Annotated in this window: 24 protein-coding genes; 9 read left to right on the forward strand and 15 right to left on the reverse strand. The window is 65.3% G+C overall.

Going from position 1 to position 23264, the window contains the following annotated elements; genetic code table 11:
• Positions 1-63: 63 nt before the first annotated feature.
• Positions 64-1134, reverse strand: coding sequence for an FUSC family protein (locus tag ACU8YE_RS11865; RefSeq protein WP_446928781.1), 1071 nt, complete (start codon positions 1132-1134; stop codon positions 64-66).
• Between the two features lie 288 nt (positions 1135-1422).
• On the opposite strand from ACU8YE_RS11865, the gene ACU8YE_RS11870 reads away from it, so the two are divergent.
• On the forward strand, positions 1423-3594 hold the full coding sequence (locus ACU8YE_RS11870) for a PTS sugar transporter subunit IIC/EAL domain-containing protein (RefSeq protein ID WP_446928782.1): 2172 nt from the start codon (positions 1423-1425) through the stop codon (positions 3592-3594).
• Positions 3595-3609: 15 nt separating this feature from the next.
• Here ACU8YE_RS11870 and ACU8YE_RS11875 read toward each other — a convergent pair whose 3' ends face one another.
• The 5 genes from ACU8YE_RS11875 to ACU8YE_RS11895 all read right to left on the reverse strand — a co-directional run bounded on the left by ACU8YE_RS11875 (position 3610) and on the right by ACU8YE_RS11895 (position 7323).
• Positions 3610-4209, reverse strand: a complete 600-nt coding sequence (locus ACU8YE_RS11875) for a hypothetical protein (protein ID WP_446928783.1) — start codon at positions 4207-4209, stop codon at positions 3610-3612.
• A 159-nt stretch (positions 4210-4368) separates the two neighbouring features.
• Entirely contained in the window at positions 4369-4830 is a 462-nt protein-coding gene (locus ACU8YE_RS11880) for an MEKHLA domain-containing protein (RefSeq protein WP_446928784.1), read from the reverse strand.
• Between the two features lie 55 nt (positions 4831-4885).
• Entirely contained in the window at positions 4886-5350 is a 465-nt protein-coding gene (locus ACU8YE_RS11885; protein ID WP_232040163.1) for a GNAT family N-acetyltransferase, read from the reverse strand.
• A gap of 140 nt (positions 5351-5490) precedes the next feature.
• Positions 5491-6642, reverse strand: coding sequence for an ABC transporter substrate-binding protein (locus ACU8YE_RS11890; RefSeq protein ID WP_446928785.1), 1152 nt, complete (start codon positions 6640-6642; stop codon positions 5491-5493).
• A 138-nt stretch (positions 6643-6780) separates the two neighbouring features.
• Entirely contained in the window at positions 6781-7323 is a 543-nt protein-coding gene (locus tag ACU8YE_RS11895) for a hypothetical protein (protein WP_446928786.1), read from the reverse strand.
• Positions 7324-7684: 361 nt separating this feature from the next.
• On the opposite strand from ACU8YE_RS11895, the gene ACU8YE_RS11900 reads away from it, so the two are divergent.
• Both ACU8YE_RS11900 and ACU8YE_RS11905 read left to right on the forward strand, forming a co-directional pair.
• Positions 7685-8944 carry a glycosyl hydrolase family 28 protein gene (locus ACU8YE_RS11900; protein WP_446928787.1) on the forward strand — a complete coding sequence of 420 codons (1260 nt, stop codon included), beginning with the start codon at positions 7685-7687 and terminating at the stop codon, positions 8942-8944.
• A gap of 63 nt (positions 8945-9007) precedes the next feature.
• Positions 9008-9796, forward strand: coding sequence for a hypothetical protein (locus ACU8YE_RS11905; protein WP_446928788.1), 789 nt, complete (start codon positions 9008-9010; stop codon positions 9794-9796).
• Positions 9797-9852: 56 nt separating this feature from the next.
• Here the strand turns inward: ACU8YE_RS11905 and ACU8YE_RS11910 are convergent, their stop codons facing one another.
• Entirely contained in the window at positions 9853-10779 is a 927-nt protein-coding gene (locus ACU8YE_RS11910; protein WP_322017912.1) for an MASE4 domain-containing protein, read from the reverse strand.
• A gap of 323 nt (positions 10780-11102) precedes the next feature.
• On the opposite strand from ACU8YE_RS11910, the gene ACU8YE_RS11915 reads away from it, so the two are divergent.
• A complete protein-coding gene (locus ACU8YE_RS11915) occupies positions 11103-11906 on the forward strand; it encodes an enoyl-CoA hydratase (RefSeq protein WP_446928789.1) in 804 nt (267 codons plus the stop codon).
• A 34-nt stretch (positions 11907-11940) separates the two neighbouring features.
• On the opposite strand, the gene ACU8YE_RS11920 is transcribed toward ACU8YE_RS11915, so the two are convergent.
• From ACU8YE_RS11920 to ACU8YE_RS11930, 3 genes are all read right to left on the reverse strand, one after another.
• A complete protein-coding gene (locus ACU8YE_RS11920) occupies positions 11941-12495 on the reverse strand; it encodes a thioredoxin family protein (RefSeq protein ID WP_414561548.1) in 555 nt (184 codons plus the stop codon).
• 80 nt (positions 12496-12575) lie between these two features.
• Positions 12576-12992 carry an organic hydroperoxide resistance protein gene (locus ACU8YE_RS11925; RefSeq protein WP_260801246.1) on the reverse strand — a complete coding sequence of 139 codons (417 nt, stop codon included), beginning with the start codon at positions 12990-12992 and terminating at the stop codon, positions 12576-12578.
• 205 nt (positions 12993-13197) lie between these two features.
• Complete coding sequence (locus ACU8YE_RS11930) at positions 13198-14967, reverse strand: cytochrome c biogenesis protein DipZ (protein WP_446928790.1); 1770 nt, start codon at positions 14965-14967, stop codon at positions 13198-13200.
• 208 nt (positions 14968-15175) lie between these two features.
• Between ACU8YE_RS11930 and ACU8YE_RS11935 the strand changes: the two genes are divergently transcribed.
• Both ACU8YE_RS11935 and ACU8YE_RS11940 read left to right on the forward strand, forming a co-directional pair.
• Positions 15176-15919 carry a response regulator gene (locus ACU8YE_RS11935; RefSeq protein WP_343618749.1) on the forward strand — a complete coding sequence of 248 codons (744 nt, stop codon included), beginning with the start codon at positions 15176-15178 and terminating at the stop codon, positions 15917-15919.
• Positions 15920-15927: 8 nt separating this feature from the next.
• Complete coding sequence (locus ACU8YE_RS11940; RefSeq protein ID WP_446928901.1) at positions 15928-17262, forward strand: sensor histidine kinase; 1335 nt, start codon at positions 15928-15930, stop codon at positions 17260-17262.
• Positions 17263-17340: 78 nt separating this feature from the next.
• On the opposite strand, the gene ACU8YE_RS11945 is transcribed toward ACU8YE_RS11940, so the two are convergent.
• Positions 17341-18255, reverse strand: a complete 915-nt coding sequence (locus ACU8YE_RS11945) for an alpha/beta fold hydrolase (protein WP_446928791.1) — start codon at positions 18253-18255, stop codon at positions 17341-17343.
• 117 nt (positions 18256-18372) lie between these two features.
• On the opposite strand from ACU8YE_RS11945, the gene ACU8YE_RS11950 reads away from it, so the two are divergent.
• Positions 18373-18858: a winged helix-turn-helix transcriptional regulator gene (locus ACU8YE_RS11950; RefSeq protein ID WP_446928792.1), complete on the forward strand. Its 486-nt coding sequence runs from the start codon at positions 18373-18375 to the stop codon at positions 18856-18858.
• A 29-nt stretch (positions 18859-18887) separates the two neighbouring features.
• Here the strand turns inward: ACU8YE_RS11950 and ACU8YE_RS11955 are convergent, their stop codons facing one another.
• From ACU8YE_RS11955 to ACU8YE_RS11965, 3 genes are all read right to left on the reverse strand, one after another.
• Complete coding sequence (locus ACU8YE_RS11955) at positions 18888-19760, reverse strand: DUF72 domain-containing protein (protein ID WP_446928793.1); 873 nt, start codon at positions 19758-19760, stop codon at positions 18888-18890.
• Positions 19761-19847: 87 nt separating this feature from the next.
• A complete protein-coding gene (locus tag ACU8YE_RS11960) occupies positions 19848-20006 on the reverse strand; it encodes a hypothetical protein (protein ID WP_260801259.1) in 159 nt (52 codons plus the stop codon).
• Positions 20007-20148: 142 nt separating this feature from the next.
• The gene (locus ACU8YE_RS11965) at positions 20149-21084 is read right to left on the reverse strand and encodes a GlxA family transcriptional regulator (protein WP_446928794.1); all 936 of its coding nucleotides are present in this window, start codon (positions 21082-21084) and stop codon (positions 20149-20151) included.
• A gap of 99 nt (positions 21085-21183) precedes the next feature.
• On the opposite strand from ACU8YE_RS11965, the gene ACU8YE_RS11970 reads away from it, so the two are divergent.
• The gene (locus ACU8YE_RS11970) at positions 21184-21870 is read left to right on the forward strand and encodes a DJ-1/PfpI family protein (protein WP_446928795.1); all 687 of its coding nucleotides are present in this window, start codon (positions 21184-21186) and stop codon (positions 21868-21870) included.
• Positions 21871-21955: 85 nt separating this feature from the next.
• A complete protein-coding gene (locus tag ACU8YE_RS11975) occupies positions 21956-22747 on the forward strand; it encodes a 5'-methylthioadenosine/adenosylhomocysteine nucleosidase (protein WP_446928796.1) in 792 nt (263 codons plus the stop codon).
• A 5-nt stretch (positions 22748-22752) separates the two neighbouring features.
• Here the strand turns inward: ACU8YE_RS11975 and ACU8YE_RS11980 are convergent, their stop codons facing one another.
• Entirely contained in the window at positions 22753-23208 is a 456-nt protein-coding gene (locus ACU8YE_RS11980) for a lysozyme inhibitor LprI family protein (protein ID WP_446928797.1), read from the reverse strand.
• Between the last annotated feature and the right edge of the window lie 56 nt (positions 23209-23264).

Here is a 23264-nt window from a genome sequence, read left to right on the forward strand (position 1 = left end):
ACGCCGGTGGCGAACACCGCCGAGGTAAGTCGCAGGGGGAGCGCCTAGGCAGGTGCCCCCGCTTCACCCGATATTCCACTGCGGCGCAATCGCCAGCAGTTGCCGTCGGAGGTTCTCGATCTCGTTGGCAAAGCCTTCGGCCAGCGCGCTTTCCACAGTGGGCGTGCCGGGTGCGGGGCTTACCTCGGCGCGGTCGGCCGCGCGTGGCCGAGCCAAGCGCGCCACCGTGCCGAACCGCAGTGCCCGCGACATGCCGATCAGCGTGTCGCGGATGCGCCGCGCACCCACGCCGGGCAGTGCGCCGCCGCTGGGTTGGCCCATCGTCCCGTGGGTCGCGTTGAGCAGTTCGAGCGTGCTGATGCAGATGCGCAGGCTGCGCTGGATGTTCTCCAGGCGCTCGACGGGCACGTCAATCTCTTTGGACACCGACGGCATGAGCGAGCGCAGTTGCACGAGCAGCGTGTTGAGCTTGCCGAGCTGCTCGCTGCGCTCGCCCGGGGCTTCACTGGTGTGGCCGAGGTTGGCATACGCCCCGGCGCATTCGCGTAGCGCATCGGCCAGCCGGTAGCGCCACGAATACGTGGCATACAGCGGCAGCGCAAACGAGAACAGCAGCGCAATCGCAATCCCCACCAGCACGTTGAGCGTGCGCCAGGCGCCGTCGAGCAGGTTGTTGTCGCCATGCCCCACCACGATGACGAGCGTGATGGCGGCGAGCAGCGCGATATAGCCGCCCTTGCCGATGGCGTGATACGCGCAGATGCCGCACGCGATGGCCGTGAGCGCGTACGTAAGCGGCAGGTGCCCGAGCCACGTCTGCTGAACGATGATCAGTAGGCCCGCCACGGCGCCGATGAGGGTGCCCCACGCACGCTCTGCCGCGCGCTTGCGGATGTTGCCGTGGTGTTGCAGGCCGGCAATGACGATCAGCAGCGAGATGGTGGCCCACTCGCCATGCGGCCAGCCAAAGCCCGACGTGACAGCAATGGAGAGCAGCACGCCGAGGCCGACGCGCGTTGCGTGGATGTACCGGGCATGCCGATAGCGCCGGTGCGGGTCGCGCACAAGGCGGAGCAGGGAAAGCAAGGGGGCAGGGAGTTTCACGGTGCGGGGCGCACGAAGGGAAATCGACATAAGCAAGATCGTTGCAGATTCTGGGGCGCGCCGTACATAGGGCGGGCGCCATGTTGGTGCCGATGCCTTGATGTGGTGCGCGCCTGGTGCAAGTGGCGCGTCATGGCTTCGGGTTTCCCCTAGGTATTGCACAAAGCTTGCCATGGGCGGGTGAGCATTTTTGCGTATTGCGTAAGGGGTTTCGCTTCAGCGCACGCCGCTTCGTGTCGATTACGATGCATAGCCCGATAGGCAACGCTCCGGGCGACCGGGGATGTTGCCGACTCACCTCGAACAAAATCCAGTCCTATGACGACGCAGGCGCTATCGCCCTGGCTGAGGTTGTTGAGCGCTGCCGAGCGCTTCGACCGTGGGCCGTATTTCATTGCCATTCGGCGCGGGCTGGCGCTCTCTTTGCCGCTCATCATGGTGGGCGCGCTGGCGCTGCTGTTGCGCAATCCGCCCACCGCCGGCATGCGGCAGGTGTTGATGGAGGCCTTTGGCGCGCGGCTGGATGCGTTTTGCGACAGCGTGCTGGCGGGCACGGTCGGCATCGGTTCGTTGGTTGCGTTGTTCGGGTTTGCCGATGTGTTGGCGCAGTTGTACAACCAGCGCGGTGGGCATCGCGTGGTCAACCCGACGGTGGCGGCCGTGGTGGTGGTGTCGTGCTTCTTTACGCTCATTGCGCCGGATGCGGATGCGTCTTTGATGGCATCGCTCTCGCTGGGGCAGGGGCTGTTTGGCGCATTGCTGGTTGCGTCGTTGGGCGGCAGCCTGTTTCTGAAGCTGTGCGGCATCCGCCGTTTGCGCATTCCGTCTCACCATTTGAGCAACGATCTGCTGGTGGGCGATGTGCTGTCGGTCATGCCGGCCGGCATGCTGACGATCCTGACGTTTGCCCTGCTCAAAGCCGGCATGGCCTGGGCGGGCTGGCCGCAGCTCACGGCGGCATTGGGCGCGCTGCTGGCGACGCCGTATTCGGAAGTGGCCAACAGCCTGCTGTTTGGCTTGGGCTACGAAACCGTGGCGCAGATCCTCTGGCTGTTCGGCATTCATGGGCCGAACGCGCTGTATGCGGTGCACCAGCACATCCTGGAGCCGGCCACGCAGGCCAATGCCGTGGCGGTTGCCAGTGGAGGCCAGCCGCAGTTCATCTTTACCTATCACTTCTTCGCGGTGTTCGCGCGCATGGGGGGCTCGGGCGGCACGCTCAGCCTGATCCTGGCACTGCTGATGTCCAGGCGCACGCTGCGCGGCCGCAAGATGGCGATGGTCGTCATGCTGCCGGCGCTGTTCAACGTGAACGAACCCTTGCTGTTCGGGTTGCCGCTTGTGCTCAACCCGGTCTATGCGATTCCGTTTCTGCTCACGCCGCTGGTGCAGATCCTGATTGCCTATGCGGCCACCATTGCGGACCTGATGCCCAAGACCGGCTACCCCGTGGCGTGGACCACCCCGGCGCTGTTCAGCGGCTACGCGGCCACCGGCTCGGTGTGGGGCGCGGTGGTGCAGCTCATCGGCCTGGCGGTGGGCGCGGTCATTTACCTGCCGTTTGTGCGCATGGCGGATGTGCTGTCCGCACGGCGCAGTCAGGATGTGCTTGCGTCTTTGCTGCGGATTGTCGAGTCGCCCGAAGTGAGCCTGAAGTGCCGGCGCTGTCTGGACCTGCCCGGCGACGAAGGCCGCATGGCGGTGGCGCTGGCCAGCGACCTGGAAGCCGCCATCAAGAAGGAAGGCCAGATCTTTCTGGAGTTTCAGCCGCAGGTGGATTGCACCACCGGGCGCGTGTTTGGGGCCGAGGCGCTGCTGCGGTGGCAGCATCCGGTGCTGGGGCGCGTGGCCCCGCCGATCGTCGTGGCGCTGGCCGATGACATCGGCCAGATCGACCAACTCGGCCTACGCATCCTGTCGCTCGCATGCCGCCAGCGCGCTGCCTGGCGCGATATCTTGCCGGACGATTTCGTGGTCGCCGTGAATCTGTCGCCACGGCAGTTGCTGAACTGCAGGTTGTACCGGAACGTGCTCGACATCCTGCAGCGCGAAGGGTTGTCGGCCACGCAGCTTGAACTGGAGATCACCGAATCGACGATGCTGCTGCCGGACATCAACGCCATCGGCAACCTGAAGCAGCTGCGCGAGGCCGGTGTGAAAGTCGCGCTCGATGATTTCGGGATGGGCCATACGTCGCTGCACTACCTGCGCGAACTGCCGCTGGACACCGTGAAGATCGACCGCTCTCTGGCCGACGTGAGCGCGGGCAGCGTCAACGAGCACATCGTGCGCAGCATTGCCAGCCTGAGCCGTACGCTGAACCTGTCGACGGTGGTGGAAGGTGTGGAGACTGAACAGCAGCTCAAGCGCCTGTCAGCCCTCGGGTGCGATCGGTTTCAGGGGTATTTCTTCAGCCGACCGCTGGCGCCGAGCGTGTGTCAGCAGTTTGTGCTGGATGCCAATCTGCGGGCGTTGGCGCCTGTGCTTTGAGGGCGCGTGTGTGGCTTAGCGGTACTTGCCGACAAAGCTTTCGCAGCGACGGACGCGGTCAACCCTCGCGGCCCATCGGTACAAGCCTTCCACCAGGCTCTTGCCGACCGTGACCGGCTGACCGTTGATCTGCCCGAGCACTTCCGATTGGTTCTGGTAGGGCTTCTCAAACAGCAGCTTCATCTCGCTGCCGCCGCCGAGTGCCAGGTAGACGGCTTCGCGAGGCTCGAACTGCAGTGCGAACGAATTACTGCGCACGCTGTTGCGCTCGATGGAATCAACAAAGTTGGCGATGAGCGTGGCGTCTTCGGTGCTGTATTCGCAGCCGGTGTCTTTCAGTTGCGCCTCGTCCACGGCCTTGAGCGATGCCACGGCCGGGTCCAGCATATACAGCGTGATCGCACGCGCCTTACGCATCCGCGCGCTCAGGCCTTCCGCTTCCCAATAGCTTTGTTCGACCTTGGCGATGGGCTCGGCTTTTGGGGTGGGCTCCGGGGCGGGCGCTTCGGCTTGCGGGGCTTCCGGCATGGGCGCTTCCGCTTGAGGTGTGCCCGCTTGAATGACTTCAGCCTGGAGCGCTTCGCTTTGCGGCGCGTCCGTCAGGGGCGCTGCCATTGAGATTTGTCCGAAGGCCGCCTGGCTCATGCTGCAAGCGCAGGCCAAGACCAGCGAGAGGATCTTTTTCGACAACTCCTACCCCTTTGAAACGTACGTTGTTGTTGTGTGGCGTGGTGAATGCTAAGCCGATCTGCGCGTGCGCTTTCGCCCCGCAAATCACACGTCATGCCATTGATGGAAGGTGGCAGCTTGCCCGTGGTACACACCGTCGCTGTCGACGAGATTCCACACGGTGCCGCCCTCGATCCAGAACCGCCTGCCGGAGCGCGAGATGCGCACGCCGCGATACCCCGTGGCGAACCCACGGGTGCGGACCGCTTCGAGCAACTGCGCGCGTTCTTCGCGGTTCGGCTGCTCGGCCGAAAAACGCGAGCGCAACGCTGTGATGCCGTTCCAATCGTATTCAAAGCAGCGCTGCGCGGCGCGGTTTGCATAGATGAAGCGCGGGTCGGCATCGGTGTTGTGTGCCAGCACGCAGAACGGCGCGTCTTTGTAAAGCCACCGGGCCGCATCAGCGCGCGCGATGGTGCTGTCGAACAGCGGCGCGCCAACCAGCCGTTGGTGGCTGTCGGCCAGCAGGTTGAAGAACTGCGGGTCCAGGCTTAGGGATACCGTCATCGCGTTGTATTGGTCGTCTTCAAAAAGGGCGGCCCAGGATTCTAGCAACCGCGCGCTACAGCGCCCGACCCAGGAACAGCGTGCCTGGCACCGGGTTGAACGTGGCCGGTGGTGCGGGCGTGAAGCCCAGCGACAGGTAGAGCTGCTGGGCGGCCTTGAACTCGGGCAGCACGTCCAGGCACATGCGGGCATAGCCAGCGGCGCGGGCGTCTTGTAGTAGATGCTGGACGAGGCGGCGGCCGAGCTGTTCGCCGCGTGCGGCGGGGCGGACGTACACGCGCTTCATCTCGCACGTGGTTGCATCCACCTCCCGGAACGCGGCGCAGCCGACCACGGCGTCGGCTTTCCATGCCAGCAGCAATTGACCGCGCGGTGCGGCGTATTTGCCGGGCAGGTCGGCAAACTCGGCTTTGTAGTCCTGGAAATCCAGGCTGACGCTCGGGCTGGCAACGTATTCACGGAAGATGGCCTGCACGGCGGCCATGTCGTCAGGAAACTGCGCGGGGCGGATCTCTGTCATGGGCTTCACGTCCTTCTGGTTGTGTGAGCGGCCAGCAATAAAAAACCCGCCTCTGGGGCGGGTTCTGTTGGCTGGCCGGCCACGCGGTGCATGGCGCCATGTTGCCATCGGTGTGCGCAGCGGCACAAGCCGCGCGTGATTCAGCCGACCAGGTGGCCGTTACTTCCGATCATGGTTACGTCCACGTAATCCAGCCCGGCGTGGTTGTTGCGGTCGTAATGGACCCGCACGCCGCCAAAGTCGCGTGTGCCGAAGCCTTCCAGCGCCTGAATTAAGCCTTCGCGCGTGGGGTTGCTGCCGCAGGCGCGCAGGCCCTCCACGATGACGCGGGCGGTGAGAAAGCCCTCTACCGCTTCGTAGGTCTGGTTGTTGTGGTCGCCGAACTTGTCATTGGCCTCGCGAAACGCGCGCACCAGCGGCTGGGTCCGCACGTTGGGGCCCGGCATGACCTGCGTGACAGCCACGCCATGGGCCAGCGTGCCTGCCTTCTCGAACACGGTCTTGGGCGTGGTAACAGACAGGATCCACGGCTGCGGCAATGGCACGGGGCCGTGCTTGGCCTGATAGCGCATCAGCATGTCGGCCACGGAGGCGGGCGACGTAAACAGCAGCGTGGTCTGCGGGTTGGCGGCGGCAATCTTGTCGACCACCATGTCGATGTCGTCGCCCTTGGCGTTGTGCGGAATGAGCGCAACGATCTGCGCACCGAACTTGCTGGCGGCGGCTTTGGCAGCGTCGGCATTGCCGGAGCCGAAGGGGTTGTCCTGGTAGACCACGGCCACGCGCTTGAGCCCGATGGTGGTGGCGTGCTGCACCATCTTCGTGACTTCGTCGGCGTAGCTGGCGCGCGTGTGGAACAGCGGTGCGCTGGCTTTGCGCGCGGCGGTGGCGCCTGTCATGGCGCCCACCATAGGCAGGCGGTATTGCTCCAGCAGCGGCAATGCGGCGATGGTGTTGCCGGTGCCGCCCATGCACACCAGCCCGAACACGCCGTCCTGCATGAGCGTCTTGACGTTGGCCACGGCCTTGTCGGGCAGGTAGTTGTCTTCGAGCCGCTTGACGACCAGCTTGCGGCCGGCCACGCCGCCCTGGGCGTTGACTTGCTCGAAGCCGGCCAGCAGGCCATTGGTGTAGTTCTTGTACAGCCCGCCCCACACGCTGTCGAACCCCACCGTCTGCCCAAAGACGATCTTGTCTGCAAACACGCCGGCCTCCGCCGCGCGTGCCATGGGCGACAGCATCATTGCGCCGCCCAGTGCTACTGAACTCCGTACGAATTGCCTCCGGTCCATACCTGTCTCCGCCCCTTGTTTTATTGGTGGTGTGGCAGGAGTGTCGAAAAGGTGAGGGCCGGCCGAAATGGCGGATAACCCTGAGGCGAGAATTGTTGAGATATCGGGACGAGCCTCTAAACGCAGTGGTGCCGTGCGTTAATGGGCCGCGACGGGGGCACGGCCGCACGGCAGCACAAACGCTGCGCCGTCGCGCCCGGCCAACTCGAAGTACACGCTGCCAGGCGGCAGCAGGTCGATGATGCGGAACGCGCCCCCGGCGTTGAAGACGATGGTGTGCGACACCAGCGACACCGTCACCGATCCATCTGCATGGCGCGCATTGGCGGGGTCGGTGAGGGCGGGCAATGACCAGCCGCCCAAGCCCGCGCGTGCCATGGCCGCGAGGATGTCGGCATGGGCGTCTTGGGCGCAGCCGGGTGGTGGGTCGATCTTGCCGAGTTCTTTGCGCAAGCGGTGCAGGCGCTGCCGCGTTTCGAGTGTCCGCAAGGCTTTGACGCGGGCTGGCGCGGCGGGTTGGCGTGCAGCGGCGGGTTTGGGCAATTGCGTGAGGCCAGGGCCCGGCGCCCGGGGGATGCAGGCGGGCGAAGGTGCAACGCGCGTCGGGCGCCCTGCGTGCGGCCCGTCATGCGGGCTGTCATGCCGCTTTGGGATACCGTTCGCGCTGCTGATCTTCGACATCGGGAGTGGGTTGCACTGAGTGGTGGCCAGAGGTTGACGGCCATGCACGTAGTGTTGCGCATGACCGTCGGACCCGGCATGGCCGCTTGTAGCAACCCGTCGGGAGCGCAGCATCTTAGGTAACTGGCCCTGTGGCGTCACCCTTCAGCCGGGCGATACGGCGGTGAGCTTTCGTATTTGTGAACAGGTCTTCGGCGGCAAAACGCCAATCGAGCCGGGTTCCGGTTGAATCCTCAATTTTCCTCACTGATATACCAATGAATATGCATTGATATATCGTGAATCGAGGGTGCGGTTTGCCCAGGTGGCACCGACACGCTGCCCTTCCGGTGCCGAACACCAAGACAGGAGTGAGACATCGATGAACATGCAAACCAAGGTCGGGTTGATCCTGGCCGCATCCTTGTTGGCTGCCGGCGCTGTGGGCTCCGCCGGTGCGCAGACGTTGGCCACGGGAGACAGCCGCACTGTCACGCAGCCGACGTATCCGGGTATCTGCACGACGATCAACGCGCGGTATTCAAGCGCGCTGCGCACGTCGCCGCCATCGTCTTCGGCTGACGACACCAGCGTCATTCAGCAGGCACTGACCAACTGCAAAGGCACCGGCAAGAGCGTGGTGCTGGCCGCTTCCGGCTCGAATGACGCGTTTTACACGGGCAGCCTGTCTATCAGCGGAGCGGGGCTCGTCATCAATTCCGGCGTGACGCTGTTCGGCAACGACAGCTACAGCGGCAACGCCAACCTGCTGTCGTTTACGGGCACCAACGCATCGCTCATGGGTCCTGGCACGGTGGATGGCCGTGGCGACATCATCACCGGCACGCCGCGCCTGGTGCAGGCGAGCAACATCACGAACTTCACCGTCTACAACGTCACGCTGGCACAGGCCGCGCACCCGAACCTGTATGTGGAAGCCGGCAACGGCTTTACCGCGTGGGGTGTGTCCATCCGCACGCCGGCCACGCGCAAGAACGCAGACGGCATCGACATCGACAGCCTGACCAACGCCACCGTCACGCGATCCGATATCGAGGCCGGAGACGATGGCATTGCCGTCAAGACCAACTCGGGCGACATTTCCAACGTGACGGTGTCGAACACGCGGCTGCACGGCACGCATGGCCTGTCGGTGGGCAGCATCGACCAGAACACCGTGTCGAACATCCTGTTCACGAACAACTACGTGTACGGCAATGACCTGAGCGGCACGCAGTCCACCAACAACAACGGCATCAACGTGAAGACGGGGCCGTGCTCCCTCACGGTCAAGCAGGTGAGCTATGTCAACACCTGCATGACCGGCGTGAAGCATCTGATCGTGATGGACACGAACTACAACGCGTGCACGACCGGCGGCAGCCCGTCGCTGTCGAACATCGTGGTCAACGGTGCGTACTCCACGCAATCGGTGTCGGGTGCGTACACGAAGATCGACGGCCGCAACGCGAGCTTCCCGGTCAACGCGTACCTGGCCAACGTCAGCCTGGATGCCACGGCGCAAAGCGGTGACCAGTACGCCAATGTCGGCCTGTACAAGTCGAACGATGTGCCGTCGGGCACCGGCGTGACTACGTCGAGCTTCACGATGTCGGGCAGCGTGCCGAGCTGTTCGTTCTGATCGGCCGCACGTACCTTGCCATGCAGTGGCGTCTTACGGTCCTGCATGGCGCGGGCGCCTTCAATGCGAATCCAGACTGAACCCCTGCGCGACCGGCGCGCCTGGCATCTGAGCGCCGTTGCGGTCGGTGCGGCCGTCGTCGGCTTGTCGATTGGCGTAATGACGACGCGGCTGCCTGAATCGGAAAATGCCGCAGCGGTTGAGCCGCACGCATCTGGCGCCGATCTCATATCGCCCGCGCCTAACCGCATGCCGATCACAACGTCAGCCAGAGGGGGCGATGCTCCTGCGCTCACCATCACAGCGCAGCAGACACTGGTCGTGGACACCGCTTTGCTGAACGTGTTCAACACGTTCCTTCTCAAGCACGACGATGATCGCGCTGAACAGTTGAAGGCCTATCTCAGCAGCAAACTTCCACCCACTGCGTCGGCAGAGGCCGTCCGGTTGGCCGAACGCTATCAGGCGTACATGCACGCGCATGACGAGCTGCTGACAGCCCAGCACCTGAGCAGCGACATGCAGGCCGCCACTGTAGATATCGAACGTATCGCCGTCTGGCGCGAACAGCGCGACCGCCTGCGGCAACGCCTGCTGGGCGATCGGGTGGTGCAGGCCTGGTATCAGAACGACGACGCGCAACTCGACCAGGTGCTGCAGGAGTGGCGGCAGCGGATGGCCGATGCGCAGGGCGTCAACTTGCAGGGTGAGCGGTACCCGGTGCCGCATTGGAGCGATCCTACGCAGGAGGCGAGGCACCAGGAGTACATGGTGGGGGTGTTGCGTGGGATGGTGACGCGTTATGCGATGCGGTGGGGCGGCCAGGAAGCAAAGAGGACGTTGCAGAAGTAAGCACCTCCGCTGGTCACTCGCACTTCGCTCCACGCCAACTCGGTCCGGCGCGGCTGTCAGCCTTGCCGATCCCCCATATTGCTCGCCGCCAGCCGCCTGAGTTCTGCCCGTGCCGCTGCCAATCGGGAGTGCAGCACCGTGTTCTCGATCAGCAACAGCAACAGCACAAAGCTCGCGCCCAATAGCCCGAACACGCGGCCGGCATAGAAGCCGAGGTCATAGCGCCCGCCGTTGAATACGGCGCTGAGCGCGACATCGCAGATCCACACGCACAGCACCACCATCAGCCAGATATCGAGCGTCAGGTGCGGGCGGCTGCGCCAGAGCACGACCAGCGCGACCACGCAAAAGCACCATGTGCCGCCGGCCACGATCCACATGGTCGGCGTGTAGCGGTTGGCGGCCATGATGGTGGGCAGCAGGTGTTCGCCGGCGGTGGCCAGCGCCACGCAGGCGGCCGCTGCGCCCAGCACGGCCGCCATCGTGCCCAGCGCCGTCTGTCGCGTGAGCGTATGAGCCGGGAAGCGGTCGGGCTCCTGCTCTTCGCGCGCCTTCAGCACGGCGTAAGCGATGACAAACAGTGGAAAGCCCGCGTGCCAGAACATGTAGATCCACGCGGTGCTCTGCGGCCCCGCGCCGAGCAGGCCGCCGGACGCGAACAGCCCCGGAAACGATAGCAAGTGCCCCACCGCAGTGGCCGCTGTGAACAGGTAGCCACTGGCGAGGGCCAGCATGGCGCGCGACCGCGTGATGGCGAACTGCCCAAAGAGCAGCGCGGCGGTAATCAGGTCATTGAGGATGAGGGCCGATTCGTAAAGCGGCACGAACGAGGGAAGATGCGCCAGTTGCACCTTGGCGAACGGCACGGCCGACACCAAAACCACCAGCGACAGCAACGCCACCGCCTGCGCCATCCAGTACGTCCGGCGTCCTGGAGAGAGGCTCAGCAACAAGCCCCGCTGCATGTCCAGCGTTTCCGACATCACGTTGGCCCCCTTTTTCGCTGACTGTGTCACTCGTTCGCTTGTGGTGTGACTTGCGGTGCGAGTGCGATGTGATTGTTGCCAGGCGGCCGTCTTCAATGGTGCGCCCCCGCGCATTTTTGGGGGGGCGGCGGCGCCCGACCTCTTATAGACGCGTGATAGTCAGCCGCCCGCCCAATGTCAAAGCGGCGAAGGGGTAGGCCTTTCAGGTCTGGCGTCGCCGAGGGCCAGCCGGCCCCTACTGGCAACGCCTGAGTGCGACGCGGGCGCTGCAGGGATAGACTGGTGCCCACCCCAGGGCACCTGCCTGCAAAGGAGCGCGCATGCAACCTCACCCCACCACCAACGCCGACGCCGACGCACCCGTCCTGCGCGATGACCGCGACGGTGTCGTCACCCTGCGGCTGAATCGACCCCTGCAGTTCAATGCGTTATCCGAAGCCATGCTGGATGCGCTGCAGCGCGTGTTGGACGACATTGCGCAAGACGCGACGGTGCGCTGCGTGGTGCTCGGCGGCGAAGGCAAGGCCTTCTGCGCCGGACACGACTTGCGGGAAATGCGCGGCACGGCCGAGCTCGCGTACTACCAGGCGTTGTTTGCGCGATGCAGCGTGGTGATGCAGGCGATTCAGGCGCTGCCGGTGCCGGTCATCGCCCGCGTGCATGGCGTGGCGACTGCGGCGGGCTGCCAGTTGGTTGGCAGTTGTGACTTGGCCATTGCCTCCGATGCGGCGCGGTTTGCGGTGTCGGGCATCAACGTCGGCCTGTTCTGCTCGACGCCTGCGGTGGCGTTGTCGCGCAACGTGCTTGCGAAGCGCGCATTCGACATGCTCGTGACGGGCCGCTTTATCGATGCCGCCACGGCCGCCGACTGGGGCCTCATCAACGAGGCCGTGCCGGCTGAGGAGCTGGATGCTGCCGTGGCTCGCAAGGTGGCGGACATCGTTTCGAAGAGCCCCACCGCCATCCGCTACGGCAAGGCGATGTTCTACCGGCAACGCCAGATACCGCTTGCCGATGCCTACGCTTACGCAGGCGATGTCATGGCCCGCAACATGATGGAAGAAGACGCCGGCGAGGGCATCGACGCCTTCCTGGAAAAACGCCCCGCCCGTTGGCGCTCGTAAGCGCCGTGCGGGCGGGTTGTCTCCCGCCGCGCCGTCACGCCGGCTTCTGCGGCTTTTGATTTGCCAGCAGCTTCTGGATGGCGGCTTCCGTTTCAGCGTAGCGGCCTTCGCCAAAGTGCTGGTAGACGATGCGACCGTCGGCATCGATCAGGTACAGCGCGGGCCAGAACTGGTTGTGGAAGGCCGACCACGTGGCGTAGCTGTTGTCTTGCGCGACGGGGTAGCGCACGTCCAGGCGCTTGAGCGCTTCCTGCACGTTGGCGGTCGATTTTTCGAACGCGTATTCCGGTGTGTGCACGCCCACCACGACCAGGCCCTGATCCTTGTATTTGTCATACCACTGCTTCACGTGCGGCAGCGTGTTGAGGCAGTTGATGCAGGAGTACGTCCAGAAATCCACCAGCACGACCTTGCCGCGCAGGTCTTTCATGGACAGCGGTTGTGAATTCAGCCACTGGTTGATGCCCGTGAATTCGGGGGCGGCGGCGCCGGTGGCCGCGGTCTGGCTGAAGGCGGGCGCGCCAGTCCCGACAAAGTAGACGGCGCCGATGGCGAGTGCCGCGAGGGCGGCGCGGAACGTTGTGCGCATGATGTGGAATCCGTGAATGGTTGAGAGCGAAGGCCCGCGGCCATTGGTGGCATGCGGCGTGCGGCGGGCCATGCGGTGCGTCAGACCAGGTTCAGCTCGACGTGGATGTTGCCGCGCGTGGCCTTCGAATACGGGCAGAGTTGGTGGGCCGCTTCCACCACGGCTTGGGCGACTTCGCGGTCCAGGCCCGGCAGGCTTACGTTCAGCCGTGCCTGCAGGAAGAAGGCGTCGTCGGTGGTGCCCAGGTCGACTTCGGTGTTCAAGGCCAGATCGGCCGGCAGCTTGATCTTCATCTGGCTGGCCGCACGGCCCATCGCGCCGATAAAGCATGCCGACCAGCCTGCGGCAAACAGTTGCTCGGGGTTCGTGCCGCGGCCGTTGCTGCCCGGGGGCGAGAGCTTCAGGTTCAGGCGGTCGTCATCGCTGTGCGCCTGGCCGTCGCGGCCGCCAGTGACGTTGACCTTGGCGGTGTACAGAACGTTTTCGATGCGGGTCATGGTGATCTCCTTTTTCGTGAAGGGGGAAGACGAGGGTTGCATTTGCGTCCCTGCGTCAGCGGCTTGGTGTTCGCTGGTTGCCGGGGCCACGAGACGTATTAAAGAAGGCCGACGTATCCCTGACGTAGCGCGGAAGGGCCGTTTTGTCTGGGTACGTATCTGCGTCGCGGCTGGATACAAACGCGTACAAAACGGCGGCGCGCGGTCAGCCGAAGGTGAAGGCGTAGGCATGCGCCCCGGCATCGAGAAAGCGGATCTCGAACGTGTGCTCGCCCACCGTGCCGGCTTGCCGGACGACCTGGTAGAGGCGCGTTTGCGTGACGGCGCCATTGCCGTTTGCATCGGTGTCGGCACCGTGACTGGCGCCGGGGGGCTTGCCGTCGATCGTGACGGTGAAGCGCACCGCACGGCCATCGGCGGCGGGCCCGAGCACGAGGTGCAGGTCCCGCGCGTGGAATCGGTAGACGATGCTGCCGCCAGCGCGGTCCAGCGTGGCCTGCTCGGCGTCGATGGTCCATTGCCCCGACAAGCCCCAATCGTTCAGGCCGAGCTTGCCGACGCGGTATGCGTGCGACGTGCCGACCTGCGCGCCGCCGGGCGATGCAAAACGCGCGGCTTGCGCGTAGCCGACATACGTTTCCGGTGAGCGGATGTTGTCCAGGTCTGGTGCGGCTTGCGCGCCGGGCGCATCGGGCACGACAACGCCGCCCGCCACCTGCTGGTTGCCTGCCTCGGCCAGCAGCGCCTGGATGACGCGCTCAGAGGCGGCGTAATCACCCTCGCCAAACTGGTGGTGCCGGATGTTGCCCTGGGCATCGACAAAGTACGCGGCGGGCCAGTAGCTGTTGTGGAAGGCATTCCAGATGCGGTAGTTGCTGTCGATGGCGACCGGAAAATTGACGCGGAAGCCGCTGACGGCGCGGGCGACGTTCTCGGGCGACTTCTCGAACGCGAACTCCGGCGCGTGCACGCCGACCACGGTCAGGCCCTGGTCCTTGTACTTGTCGGCCCACGCGCGCAGGTATGGCAGCGTGCGGATGCAGTTGATGCACGAGTACGTCCAGAAATAGACCAGCGTGACCTTGCCGCGCAGTTGGTCGGCCGTGAGCGGCGCGGAGTTGAGCCACTGCACCGCGCCGTCGAACGAGGCCAGGCGGCCTTCCATGGGCAAGCCGCTGGGTTTCGCCACTGGCGCGGCGTTGGCTTCGGACACCACGTTGAGGCTGGCCTGCGGTGTCGGCCGAGTCACGCCCAACCCGTTGACCAGTGCCTGTTCAAGCTGCGTGGTGCCGCCGGAAGACAGGCGCGCCAGCAGGCCCGTAGCGGCGCCCAGCCCGATGAGGGCCACGCCGCCCAGCACGCCTGTGCCCATGATGCGACGCGCCCACTCGCCCAGGCCCATGGAGCGCTTCATGGCCGTGAACACGCGGCCGCCCAGCCCCAATGCTGCTGCCAACGACGTGGCCGCACCCGCGGCATAGGCCGCCAGCGCCAGCGCGCTGGACACGCTCGCGCCATTGAGCGCCACGCCGGTCAACACCAAACCGAGGATCGGGCCCGCGCACGGCGCCCACAGCATCCCCGTGGCGACGCCCAGCAGCAGCGAGCCCGCCACCGAAGGTTCTGCTGATGCCCCGCCCGTGGATGCTTGCCCCGCCAGCCGGTTGCCCAGCGCCACCGCCGGCCGGGCGATCAGATCGGCCAGCCTGGGCCACAGCAGCGACAGCCCGAACACGGCCAGCAGCGCGAGCGCCGCAAAGCGGCCGACTTCATTGGCCCGCACCGCCCACGCGCCGCCGGCCGAGAGCAGCGTCGCAAAGCCGGCAAAGGTGAGGGCCATGCCGGCGAGCATCGGCAGTTTGCCGCGCACAAACGGCTGGTTGGTACGGCTCAGCACAAACGGCAGAACGGGCAGGATGCACGGGCTCAGGATGGTCAGCGCGCCGCCCAGGTAGGCGAGTATCAGCAGGCTCATGGTCGACATTCCTTGGCAAGGGATCGGGATGGCCTCCATCAGACACCGCGCGCGTAGCTGGCTTGTATCGCCGCAGGGGCGACTTTGTATCGGACTGTACAAACGCATCCGCCAGATGCATTGCGATACAACACGGGCTCGCGACGTCACTCGGAGAGGCGCAAAATGGCGCCTTCCTTCCACCTTCCATCGTGCCGAGGTCACCCCCATGGACGCCCACGTCGACCACATCCTGATCGTCGATGATGACCGCGAGATTCGCGAACTCGTTTCGACCTATCTCACCAAGAACGGCCTGCGGGTGACCGCCTCCCCCGACGGGCGCCACATGCGTGCGTTCCTGGAAGCCAACACCGTCGACCTGATCGTGCTCGACCTGATGCTGCCCGGCGACGACGGCCTGGTGCTGTGCCGCGAACTGCGCGCCGGCAAGCACAAGGCCACGCCCGTGCTGATGCTGACCGCGCGCGACGACGAGACCGATCGCATCATCGGCCTGGAAATGGGCGCCGACGATTACCTGGCCAAGCCGTTTGCCGCGCGCGAGTTGCTCGCCCGCATCAAGGCCGTGCTGCGCCGCACGCGCATGCTGCCGCCCAACCTGCAGATCTCCGAAGCTGGGCAGATGTTGGCCTTTGGCGATTGGCACCTCGATACGACCGCGCGCCACCTGATCGACGCCGACGGCACCATCGTTGCGCTGAGCGGCGCGGAATACCGGCTGCTGCGCGTGTTTGTCGACCACCCGATGCGCGTGTTCAACCGCGATCAACTGCTCAACCTCACGCAGGGCCGCGAGGCCGAGATGTTCGAGCGATCCGTCGACCTGCTGGTCAGCCGCCTGCGCCAGCGCCTGAACGACGACGCGCGCGATCCGGCGTACATCAAGACCGTGCGCAGCGAGGGCTATGTCTTTGCCAAGCCGGTGGAGATCAAGGAGGCCCGCCAATGACCGCAACCATGAGCGCGCGTGCCTGGGCATGGCCGCGCACGCTGGGCTCGCGCCTCTTTGTGATCCTGCTGGCGGGTTTGGTGGTGGCGTATGTGCTGTCGTTTGCCGTGCTGTTTTCCGAGCGCTACATGAGCGCGCGCGAGGTGATGCTCGGCACATTGGAAACCGATGTGTCCACAGCAATCGCCATCCTCGATCGCCTGCCCGCGGAAGAGCGCCCGCAGTGGCTGCCGCGCCTGAACCGCGGCAACTATCAGTACATCCTCGGCCCCGGCCTGCCCGGTGTTCCAGAGATGACGCAGCGTGGCAAGGACATCGCCGCGCGCATCAGCGAGGCCAGCGGCGGCCGCTTTCCCGTGACGGTGGAGTCGATACCGGGCGACGGCAAGCAACTGCAGGCACACCTCACGCTCAGCGACGGCAGCACGCTCACCATTGACGTGCATCCACGCATGACGCCCATTGCGCAGTGGCTGCCGTATGTGCTGGTGGTGCAATTGCTGTTGTTGATCGTGTGCTGCTGGTTTGCGGTGCGCCTGTCGATCCGCCCGCTGGTGGCATTGGCCGACGCCGCCGACGCACTCAACCCCAACGCCCAGACGCCCCCGCTGGACGAGAACGGCCCGACCGAACTGGCCCGCGCCGCGCACGCGTTCAACGCCATGCGCCAGCGCATTGCCCGCTTTGTCGAAGAGCGCGTGCAGATTCTGGCCGCCATTTCGCATGACTTGCAGACGCCCATCACGCGCATGAAGCTGCGCGCCGAACTGGCCGAAGACTCCGAAGAAAAGCGCAAGCTTTTGAACGATCTGGCCGAGATTGAAACGCTCGTGCGCGAGGGCCTGGCCTATGCGCGCAGCGCGCATGGCGATGGTGAAAAGCCCTCGCGCATCGACGTCGGATCGTTTGTCGAAAGCCTGGTGTACGACTACCAGGACACCGGCAAGCCCGTCACGCTGGAGCAGCACGCTACCGGTGCGATCGTCACGCGCCCGCACGCATTGCGCCGCGTGTTGATCAACCTGACCGACAACGCGATCAAGTTTGGTGGCGCGGCCGAAGTGAGTGTGCGCCGCGACGGCGATGCCGTGATGATCGAAGTGCGCGACCGCGGGCCCGGTATTCCGGAAGACAAGCTCGATGCGGTGCTGCAGCCGTTTGTGCGGCTGGAGAATTCGCGCAGCCGCGAGACGGGCGGCACGGGGCTGGGCCTGGCGATCGCGCAGCAGTTGGCTGTGGCTGCAGGCGGCGGGCTCACGTTGCGCAATCGCGAAGGCGGTGGTCTGGTGGCGGAAGTCAGGCTCGGCCAGGCGGCCGCGCCAGGGCAGCGCGAGCAAGCGTAGCCTGCGCTTGGGCGCCGGCTTCGCGTTCGCTGTGTTCTGTGCATGTATGCGGCGTGGTAGTCGGCGGATGCTACGCCCTCACGTTTGCGCGAGAAACGTCGCGATGTGATCGGCAATCGCACCGGGCGCATCTTCAAAGCTGTAATGCCCAACGCCGGGCAACCGATGCACCGGCGCGTCCGGAAACAGTTCACTGAACAGCGGCAGGAAATGCTCTGCATGCAACGTGCGATCTGCCATGCCCCAAATCGCCATGGCGGGTTTCGTGGCGATGGCACGGCGCGCTGCAGCGTCCGGCACTTCAAAGCGATGGGCGCCGGTCGCAAAGCCTTTGGCCCAACCGATGGCGCCAGCGCAGTCCGCCGGCGTTGCAAAGCGCGCGCCGTACGCCTGCAACCACGCATCGTTGATGAGCCCGTGGTCTTCAAAGCCGTTGAGCTTCAAGGTGCTGAGGATGTTGAAGCCGAGTTCACCCAGTACGGCTTCAAGACGCTCCTCCGATTCGGCCCGCATGATCCACTGAAACCATGGCGACACTGCCGCGTTGGCGGCCAGGCGTTCACCCAACGTCGCCTGCCCGAACGGCGTTGGCCCGTTGACGCTGACGATGCGCCGAATGCGATCCGGATGCCGTGACGCGAGCCCCATCCCGACTGGCCCGCCAAAGTCGTGCATGACGAGCGTGATGCCGCGCAAGTCCAGCGCGAGCACGAAGCGCTCAAGGTTGTCGATGTGGTCTTGCAACCAGTAGCTGCGAGATGGCGGTGTTTCGCTCCTGCCAAAGCCCATGTGGTCGAGCGCCACCACGCGGTGGGCGCCGCGCAGTGCCGCGATCAGGTGCCGGAAGAGGAAACCCCATGTGGGCTCGCCATGCAGACACAGCACGACTTCGCCATCGGCGGGGCCCTCGTCCACGAAATGCATCGAGAAGCCCGGTGCATCGGTAAAGCGGGGGGTATAGGGGTACATCCCATCGAACGTATCAACGCGCATGTCGTGCTTCCTCCTTGCCTTAAGTGGGTGCAATATGAAACCGTTGCGTTATAGCAGTCGAGGTTTTATATTGCAACCACATTGAATATGAGGACGCGCACAGCAAGCGCGATACAGATGGTCAAACGTACGAGCCACGCGGAGTCTCTTTGCGGCGTCGCCAGGCCGCTGGATGCCATTGGCGACTGGTGGTCGCTGCTGATCGTTCGGGATGCGTTCGATGGCCTGCGCCGTTTTGGCGAGTTTCAGCGCAGCCTGGGGCTGTCGAAGAACATCCTGGCGGTGCGTCTGCGCAACCTCGTGGCGCACGACATTCTCGAAACTGTGCCTGCGTCCGACGGCAGCGCGTATCAGGACTACGTGCTCACCGAGAAAGGACGCGCGCTGTTTCCATTGCTCGTGGCGCTGCGGCAGTGGGGTGAAGCGTTCTGCTTTGCGCCGGATGAGGCGCACGTTGTCCTGGTCGACAAGGCAACGGGGAAGCCGGTGCCCCGTCTTGAACTCCGTGCGCAGGACGGGCGCGCGCTGGCACCGGACGATACGGCGGTCGTCCACCCCGCAGCCGTCAAGCAGGCGAGGCGCCAGCGGGTGAAGACGGGCTGAGCGCTAGCGCTCAGAGGCGAGCCGCCATCTCATTCGGCACGCAGCCGTTCGAGCAAGCGTCGCGCATCGGACGGCGCTTCGACTTTTTTATCGTTATCGAAGTAGCAATAGACGTCGCGGCCGCTGCGCCGCAGTTTGGCGGGCGCGCCAACGCGATGTGCGTCGACCGGCTCGCTCCCCGCAGCCCATTGGCGGATGCGGTCGGCCCAACGGTCCAGCGCCGCATCGGCATAGGCGCCGCTGTAGAGCGCATCGGCGCCGTGCAGGCGCAGGTAGACGAAATCGCTCGTCACGTCTTCAAGGTACGGCCAGTCCGCAATGGCATGTGAGACCACCAGCGCAGCGTGATGCCTGCGCAGGAGCGCGGCAAACTCCGGTGTGCAGAAGCTGTCGTGGCGCACTTCCACCGCATGGCGCAGGCGCTGCTGCCCGCGCGTGGCAAACCAGGGTGCCTTGACGCGCCCATCGTGCTGTCGGGCCAGCGCGCGGGCGGCTGCCGTGTCGCGCGGCAACAGTGACAGGAAGCGCTCGAACCGGTCCGGATCGAACCGGTAGCTGGGCGGAAACTGCCACAGGAACGGTCCGAGCTTGCGCCGCAGCGCCAGCACTCCAGACGCGAAGAAATTGGCCAGCGCCGGCACCGCCGTCTCGTCACGGAAGCGCAGCATGTGGGTCAGGTAGCGCGGCCCCTTGACGGCAAAAACAAAGCTGTCGGGCGCGGTGTCGTGCCAGGCCTGCCAGCTTGTGATCGATTGCAGCGAGTAGTGCGAGCCGTTGATCTCGATGGTGTCGAACTGGCGCGATGCATATTCCAGCTCGTGGCGCTGTGCCAGGTCTTCCGGGTAGAACACGCCGCGCCACCCTGCGTAGCGCCACCCTGAAATGCCGATGTGCACGGTCATTGCTGTGCCCCGCGCGGGCGATGTCTTTCACCAGCCGCGGCGGTCATTCGGTCAGGGAGGTGCGGCGGCCTTTGCGCGCCATGCGCGTCACTGATGCGGCGCATTCACCTGCGCTTGCACGTACACGAGACCGGTCTGCGGCGCCCGCAGGCCCAGCGGCTCGTCGGTCAGATCGCGGGCAAGCGAATAGGCTGTGATCACGGCCAGCGTAACGCCCACGATGGCCAGCATTTCCCGAGTGTTCATACGCGTCTCCTCCTTCGCTCGTTGCGTTCCCGGTGTCCGTTTTGCTCGCCCTTTCTTGTCGAGGTTGGGCGGCGCTGCAGCTTGGACGCAAAGTTTGGGCCTGAGGAAGGCGAATGGCGCAGCGGTGCGGGTTTAAGTGAAGTTAGCGTGCGCGCAATGAAGACGGAGGCACACCCAACAGGCGCTGGAAACTGCGCCGCATGCGCTCGGTATCGCCAAAACCGCATTCGGTGGCCACGCGCTGCATGGAGACGGCACCGCTTTCCAGCGCGGCGCGTGCAGCCTCCACGCGCAATTTTTCCACGGCCTTTGCAGGCGTGAGACCGGTTTCAACCTGAAACGCGCGTGCGAAATGGCGCGGGCTCATGCAGGCGTGCTCGGCCAGATCGCCCACGCGATGCGGTGCGCCCAGGTTGCGCCGCACGTGGTCGAGCAGCGGCTTGAAGCGGCCGCGAGCCGAATCCATCTCATTCAGCGCTGAAAACTGCGACTGCCCGCCGGGCCGGCGGTAGTACACGACCAACTGCCGCGCCACCGCGCGTGCCAGGCGCTCGCCAAGGTCTTCGGCGATGAGGGCAAGCGCCAGGTCGATGCCCGCGCTGATGCCGGCGCTGGTCCAGATCGGGCCGTCGTTCACGTAGATGTGGTCGGGCTCGAGCTGCACCTGCGGAAACGTGCGCGCGAACTGCTCGCTGCGGCTCCAGTGGGTCGTGGCGCGACGGCCGTTCAGCAAGCCCGTGGCGGCCAGCAACAGGCTGCCCGAACACACGCTGGCGACGCGCGCGCCGCGGGCTGCGCAGCGCTGCACAAAGCGGCGCGTGCGCGCATCGGCCATGGCTGCATCCACGCCGTCGCCGCCGGCAATGAGCAGCGTGTCGACCTGGCTGGCCGGGGGCAGGGCGTCGGCATCCCAGCGGGCACCGGACGAACTACGAACAAGGCCGGCCTGCGCGGCAATCGTGTGCAGCGCGTAGTGGTCGTCACGATACCGGCTGGCGACTTCAAATGCCGCCACCGGCCCGGCGGCGTCGAGCAGTTGGAAGTCCGGAAAGATCAGCACAGCGATGCGGTGGGCCATGGCAGAAAAAGTGGGAGACTGGTCATTGCTGCCAACACGATAGAGCGCGATCCTGTGAAGCGTCAACCACCACCGCATCACGCTCAGGAGAGCCGAACCATGACGAATTCCCCGTTCATCGTTGTCTTTGCGCTGTACAACCGCGTCACGCAGCTGGATTTCACCGGCCCGCATGAAGTGTTCTGGCGGCTGCCGGGCGCGCAATGCGTGGTGGCTTCCGCTGCCGGTGGCGAGATCCATGCCGATGGCGGTCTCACGATCTCGAACGTGCAGCGGCTGGCGGATATTCCGCATGCCGACTTGATCTGCGTGCCCGGCGGTTTTGGCGTGATCGAAGCCATGGAAGATGCCGAGTTCGTGCGCCAGGTGCGGCGACTGGCCGACGGCGCGCGCTATGTCACCTCCGTCTGCACTGGCTCGCTGGTGCTGGGTGCGGCAGGGTTGCTGCAGGGCAAGCGCGCGGCCTGCCACTGGGCCTGGCGCAACCTGCTGCCGGCGTTTGGCGCCACCGTAGATGAAGTCCGTGTGGTGCGCGACGGCAATCTCATCACCGGCGGCGGCGTGACGGCCGGCATCGACATGGCGCTGACCGTCATGGCCGACATTGCCGGCGCCGAGCATGCGCAGGCCGTGCAGCTCGGTATCGAATACGCCCCGGCGCCGCCGTTCGATTGCGGCCGCCCCGAGCGCGCAGCACCGGAGATTCTCGAAGCGGTGACCTCGCGGCTCGATCGTTTGCGGGCCGATCGCCACGACGCCGTGCAGCGGGCGGCGCAGCGCCTCTGAGCGTCGGCGCCGGCGGGCGGCCGGATTACGGCGACAATGGCGTCTTTCGACGTATCCACGCCCCAAGCGGGGCGCCGCCTCCTGCATGAACATTCCGTCTTCCCAGCCCAACGCCCGTGGCCCGATCGGCATCGTTGCTGCCCTGCATGAAGAGATCAACGAGCTGCTGACGTGGCTGACAGATGCACAGTGCGTCCACATCGGCAGCCGCGATTTCTGGACGGGCTGGCTCGACGGCCACGCGGTGGTTGTGGTGCTGTCGCGCGTCGGCAAGGTCGCGGCGGCGTCAACCACGGCGGTGCTGATCACGCAGTTCAACGTACGCGCGGTGGTTTTTGCCGGCGTGGCCGGCGCATTGGCGCCGGGCGTGGCCGTGGGCGACGTCGTGGTGTCAGAAGAACTGCTGCAGCACGATGTTGATGCGTCGCCGCTGTTCCCGCGCTGGGAGATTCCGCTGACCGGCATGGCGCGTTTCCCCGCTGACACGTCGCTCGCCAACGGATTGCTGGAAAGCGCCGGCGCGGTGCTGGCGGATCCGCATGCGTTGCTCGGCCCCGATGTCATGCGCGCGTTCGGGATTGCGGCGCCGCAGGTGCATCGCGGCCTCATCGTCAGCGGAGACCGCTTTGTCTGCACCTCGGCAGAAAGCGCGGTGCTGCGTACGGCATTGCCGGATGCCCTGGCCGTCGAGATGGAAGGCGCCGCCGTGGCGCAGGTGTGCCACGAGTGGGGCGTGCCGTTTGCCGCGATCCGGACGATTTCAGACCGCGCCGATGACGCCGCCAGCGTCGACTTCGCGCAGTTCATCGCACAGGTGGATTCACGCTACAGCGTGGCCATCCTGCGTAAATGGCTGTCGACCACCGCCGCGGCCTGAACGGTTTATTGCCCCTTCGTGGCCAGATACTTGTCGAGTGCGTTGGCGCGCTCGCTCAGGCGGAAGACTTCGTTCTCGAGACGCTGCAGATCGTCGCGCTTGTCCTTGTCGTAGATGGCGGTCTCAAGGGCCGCAGTTTTGGTGTGGAAGTCCTGCCACGCCTGTTCGGAACTCACCAGAGTGTCTTTCGCCTTGCCGTTCAATGTGCCGAGCAGCGTCTTGTACGTACGGTCTAGGCGCTCATCCTGCGCGGCCCTTTCTGCAGCGAGGCATGCGCCGATTGCGTCCGGATTGTCCGGAGCCTTGTCGACGCAGGCATAGAGCCTGGTGGAAATGCCCTGTGGCGCACGGCGCTTGATGCCGTTGGCCAGGCTTTCGGCTGCAAACGCGCCAGCGCTGTGGGCCAGCAGCGCAACGGTAACGGGAATGGCCAGCGTCTTCAGTGTCGTCAGCGTGTTCAAGAAGTGACTCCTGATCGCGTGTCTGCGATGCGTGAAGGGCCGTCCAGTCTATCGGC

The organism is Ralstonia sp. VS2407 (assembly GCF_052950655.1).

Excerpts from the sequence above, each read along its gene's own strand:
- ACU8YE_RS11930 (WP_446928790.1), bottom strand. The coding sequence starts at position 14,967 with ATGAGCCTGCTGATACTCGCCTACCTGGGCGGCGCGCTGACCATCCTG.
- ACU8YE_RS11965 (WP_446928794.1), bottom strand. The coding sequence starts at position 21,084 with ATGGCCCACCGCATCGCTGTGCTGATCTTTCCGGACTTCCAACTGCTC.
- ACU8YE_RS11915 (WP_446928789.1), top strand. The coding sequence starts at position 11,103 with ATGCAACCTCACCCCACCACCAACGCCGACGCCGACGCACCCGTCCTG.
- ACU8YE_RS11870 (WP_446928782.1), top strand. The coding sequence starts at position 1,423 with ATGACGACGCAGGCGCTATCGCCCTGGCTGAGGTTGTTGAGCGCTGCC.
- ACU8YE_RS11880 (WP_446928784.1), bottom strand. The coding sequence starts at position 4,830 with ATGACGGTATCCCTAAGCCTGGACCCGCAGTTCTTCAACCTGCTGGCC.
- ACU8YE_RS11970 (WP_446928795.1), top strand. The coding sequence starts at position 21,184 with ATGACGAATTCCCCGTTCATCGTTGTCTTTGCGCTGTACAACCGCGTC.
- ACU8YE_RS11945 (WP_446928791.1), bottom strand. The coding sequence starts at position 18,255 with ATGCGCGTTGATACGTTCGATGGGATGTACCCCTATACCCCCCGCTTT.
- ACU8YE_RS11940 (WP_446928901.1), top strand. The coding sequence starts at position 15,928 with ATGAGCGCGCGTGCCTGGGCATGGCCGCGCACGCTGGGCTCGCGCCTC.
- ACU8YE_RS11925 (WP_260801246.1), bottom strand. The coding sequence starts at position 12,992 with ATGACCCGCATCGAAAACGTTCTGTACACCGCCAAGGTCAACGTCACT.
- ACU8YE_RS11905 (WP_446928788.1), top strand. The coding sequence starts at position 9,008 with ATGCGAATCCAGACTGAACCCCTGCGCGACCGGCGCGCCTGGCATCTG.
- ACU8YE_RS11890 (WP_446928785.1), bottom strand. The coding sequence starts at position 6,642 with ATGGACCGGAGGCAATTCGTACGGAGTTCAGTAGCACTGGGCGGCGCA.
- ACU8YE_RS11875 (WP_446928783.1), bottom strand. The coding sequence starts at position 4,209 with ATGGCAGCGCCCCTGACGGACGCGCCGCAAAGCGAAGCGCTCCAGGCT.
- ACU8YE_RS11960 (WP_260801259.1), bottom strand. The coding sequence starts at position 20,006 with ATGAACACTCGGGAAATGCTGGCCATCGTGGGCGTTACGCTGGCCGTG.
- ACU8YE_RS11885 (WP_232040163.1), bottom strand. The coding sequence starts at position 5,350 with ATGACAGAGATCCGCCCCGCGCAGTTTCCTGACGACATGGCCGCCGTG.
- ACU8YE_RS11955 (WP_446928793.1), bottom strand. The coding sequence starts at position 19,760 with ATGACCGTGCACATCGGCATTTCAGGGTGGCGCTACGCAGGGTGGCGC.
- ACU8YE_RS11975 (WP_446928796.1), top strand. The coding sequence starts at position 21,956 with ATGAACATTCCGTCTTCCCAGCCCAACGCCCGTGGCCCGATCGGCATC.
- ACU8YE_RS11950 (WP_446928792.1), top strand. The coding sequence starts at position 18,373 with ATGGTCAAACGTACGAGCCACGCGGAGTCTCTTTGCGGCGTCGCCAGG.
- ACU8YE_RS11895 (WP_446928786.1), bottom strand. The coding sequence starts at position 7,323 with ATGTCGAAGATCAGCAGCGCGAACGGTATCCCAAAGCGGCATGACAGC.
- ACU8YE_RS11920 (WP_414561548.1), bottom strand. The coding sequence starts at position 12,495 with ATGCGCACAACGTTCCGCGCCGCCCTCGCGGCACTCGCCATCGGCGCC.
- ACU8YE_RS11935 (WP_343618749.1), top strand. The coding sequence starts at position 15,176 with ATGGACGCCCACGTCGACCACATCCTGATCGTCGATGATGACCGCGAG.
- ACU8YE_RS11865 (WP_446928781.1), bottom strand. The coding sequence starts at position 1,134 with ATGTCGATTTCCCTTCGTGCGCCCCGCACCGTGAAACTCCCTGCCCCC.
- ACU8YE_RS11900 (WP_446928787.1), top strand. The coding sequence starts at position 7,685 with ATGAACATGCAAACCAAGGTCGGGTTGATCCTGGCCGCATCCTTGTTG.
- ACU8YE_RS11910 (WP_322017912.1), bottom strand. The coding sequence starts at position 10,779 with ATGTCGGAAACGCTGGACATGCAGCGGGGCTTGTTGCTGAGCCTCTCT.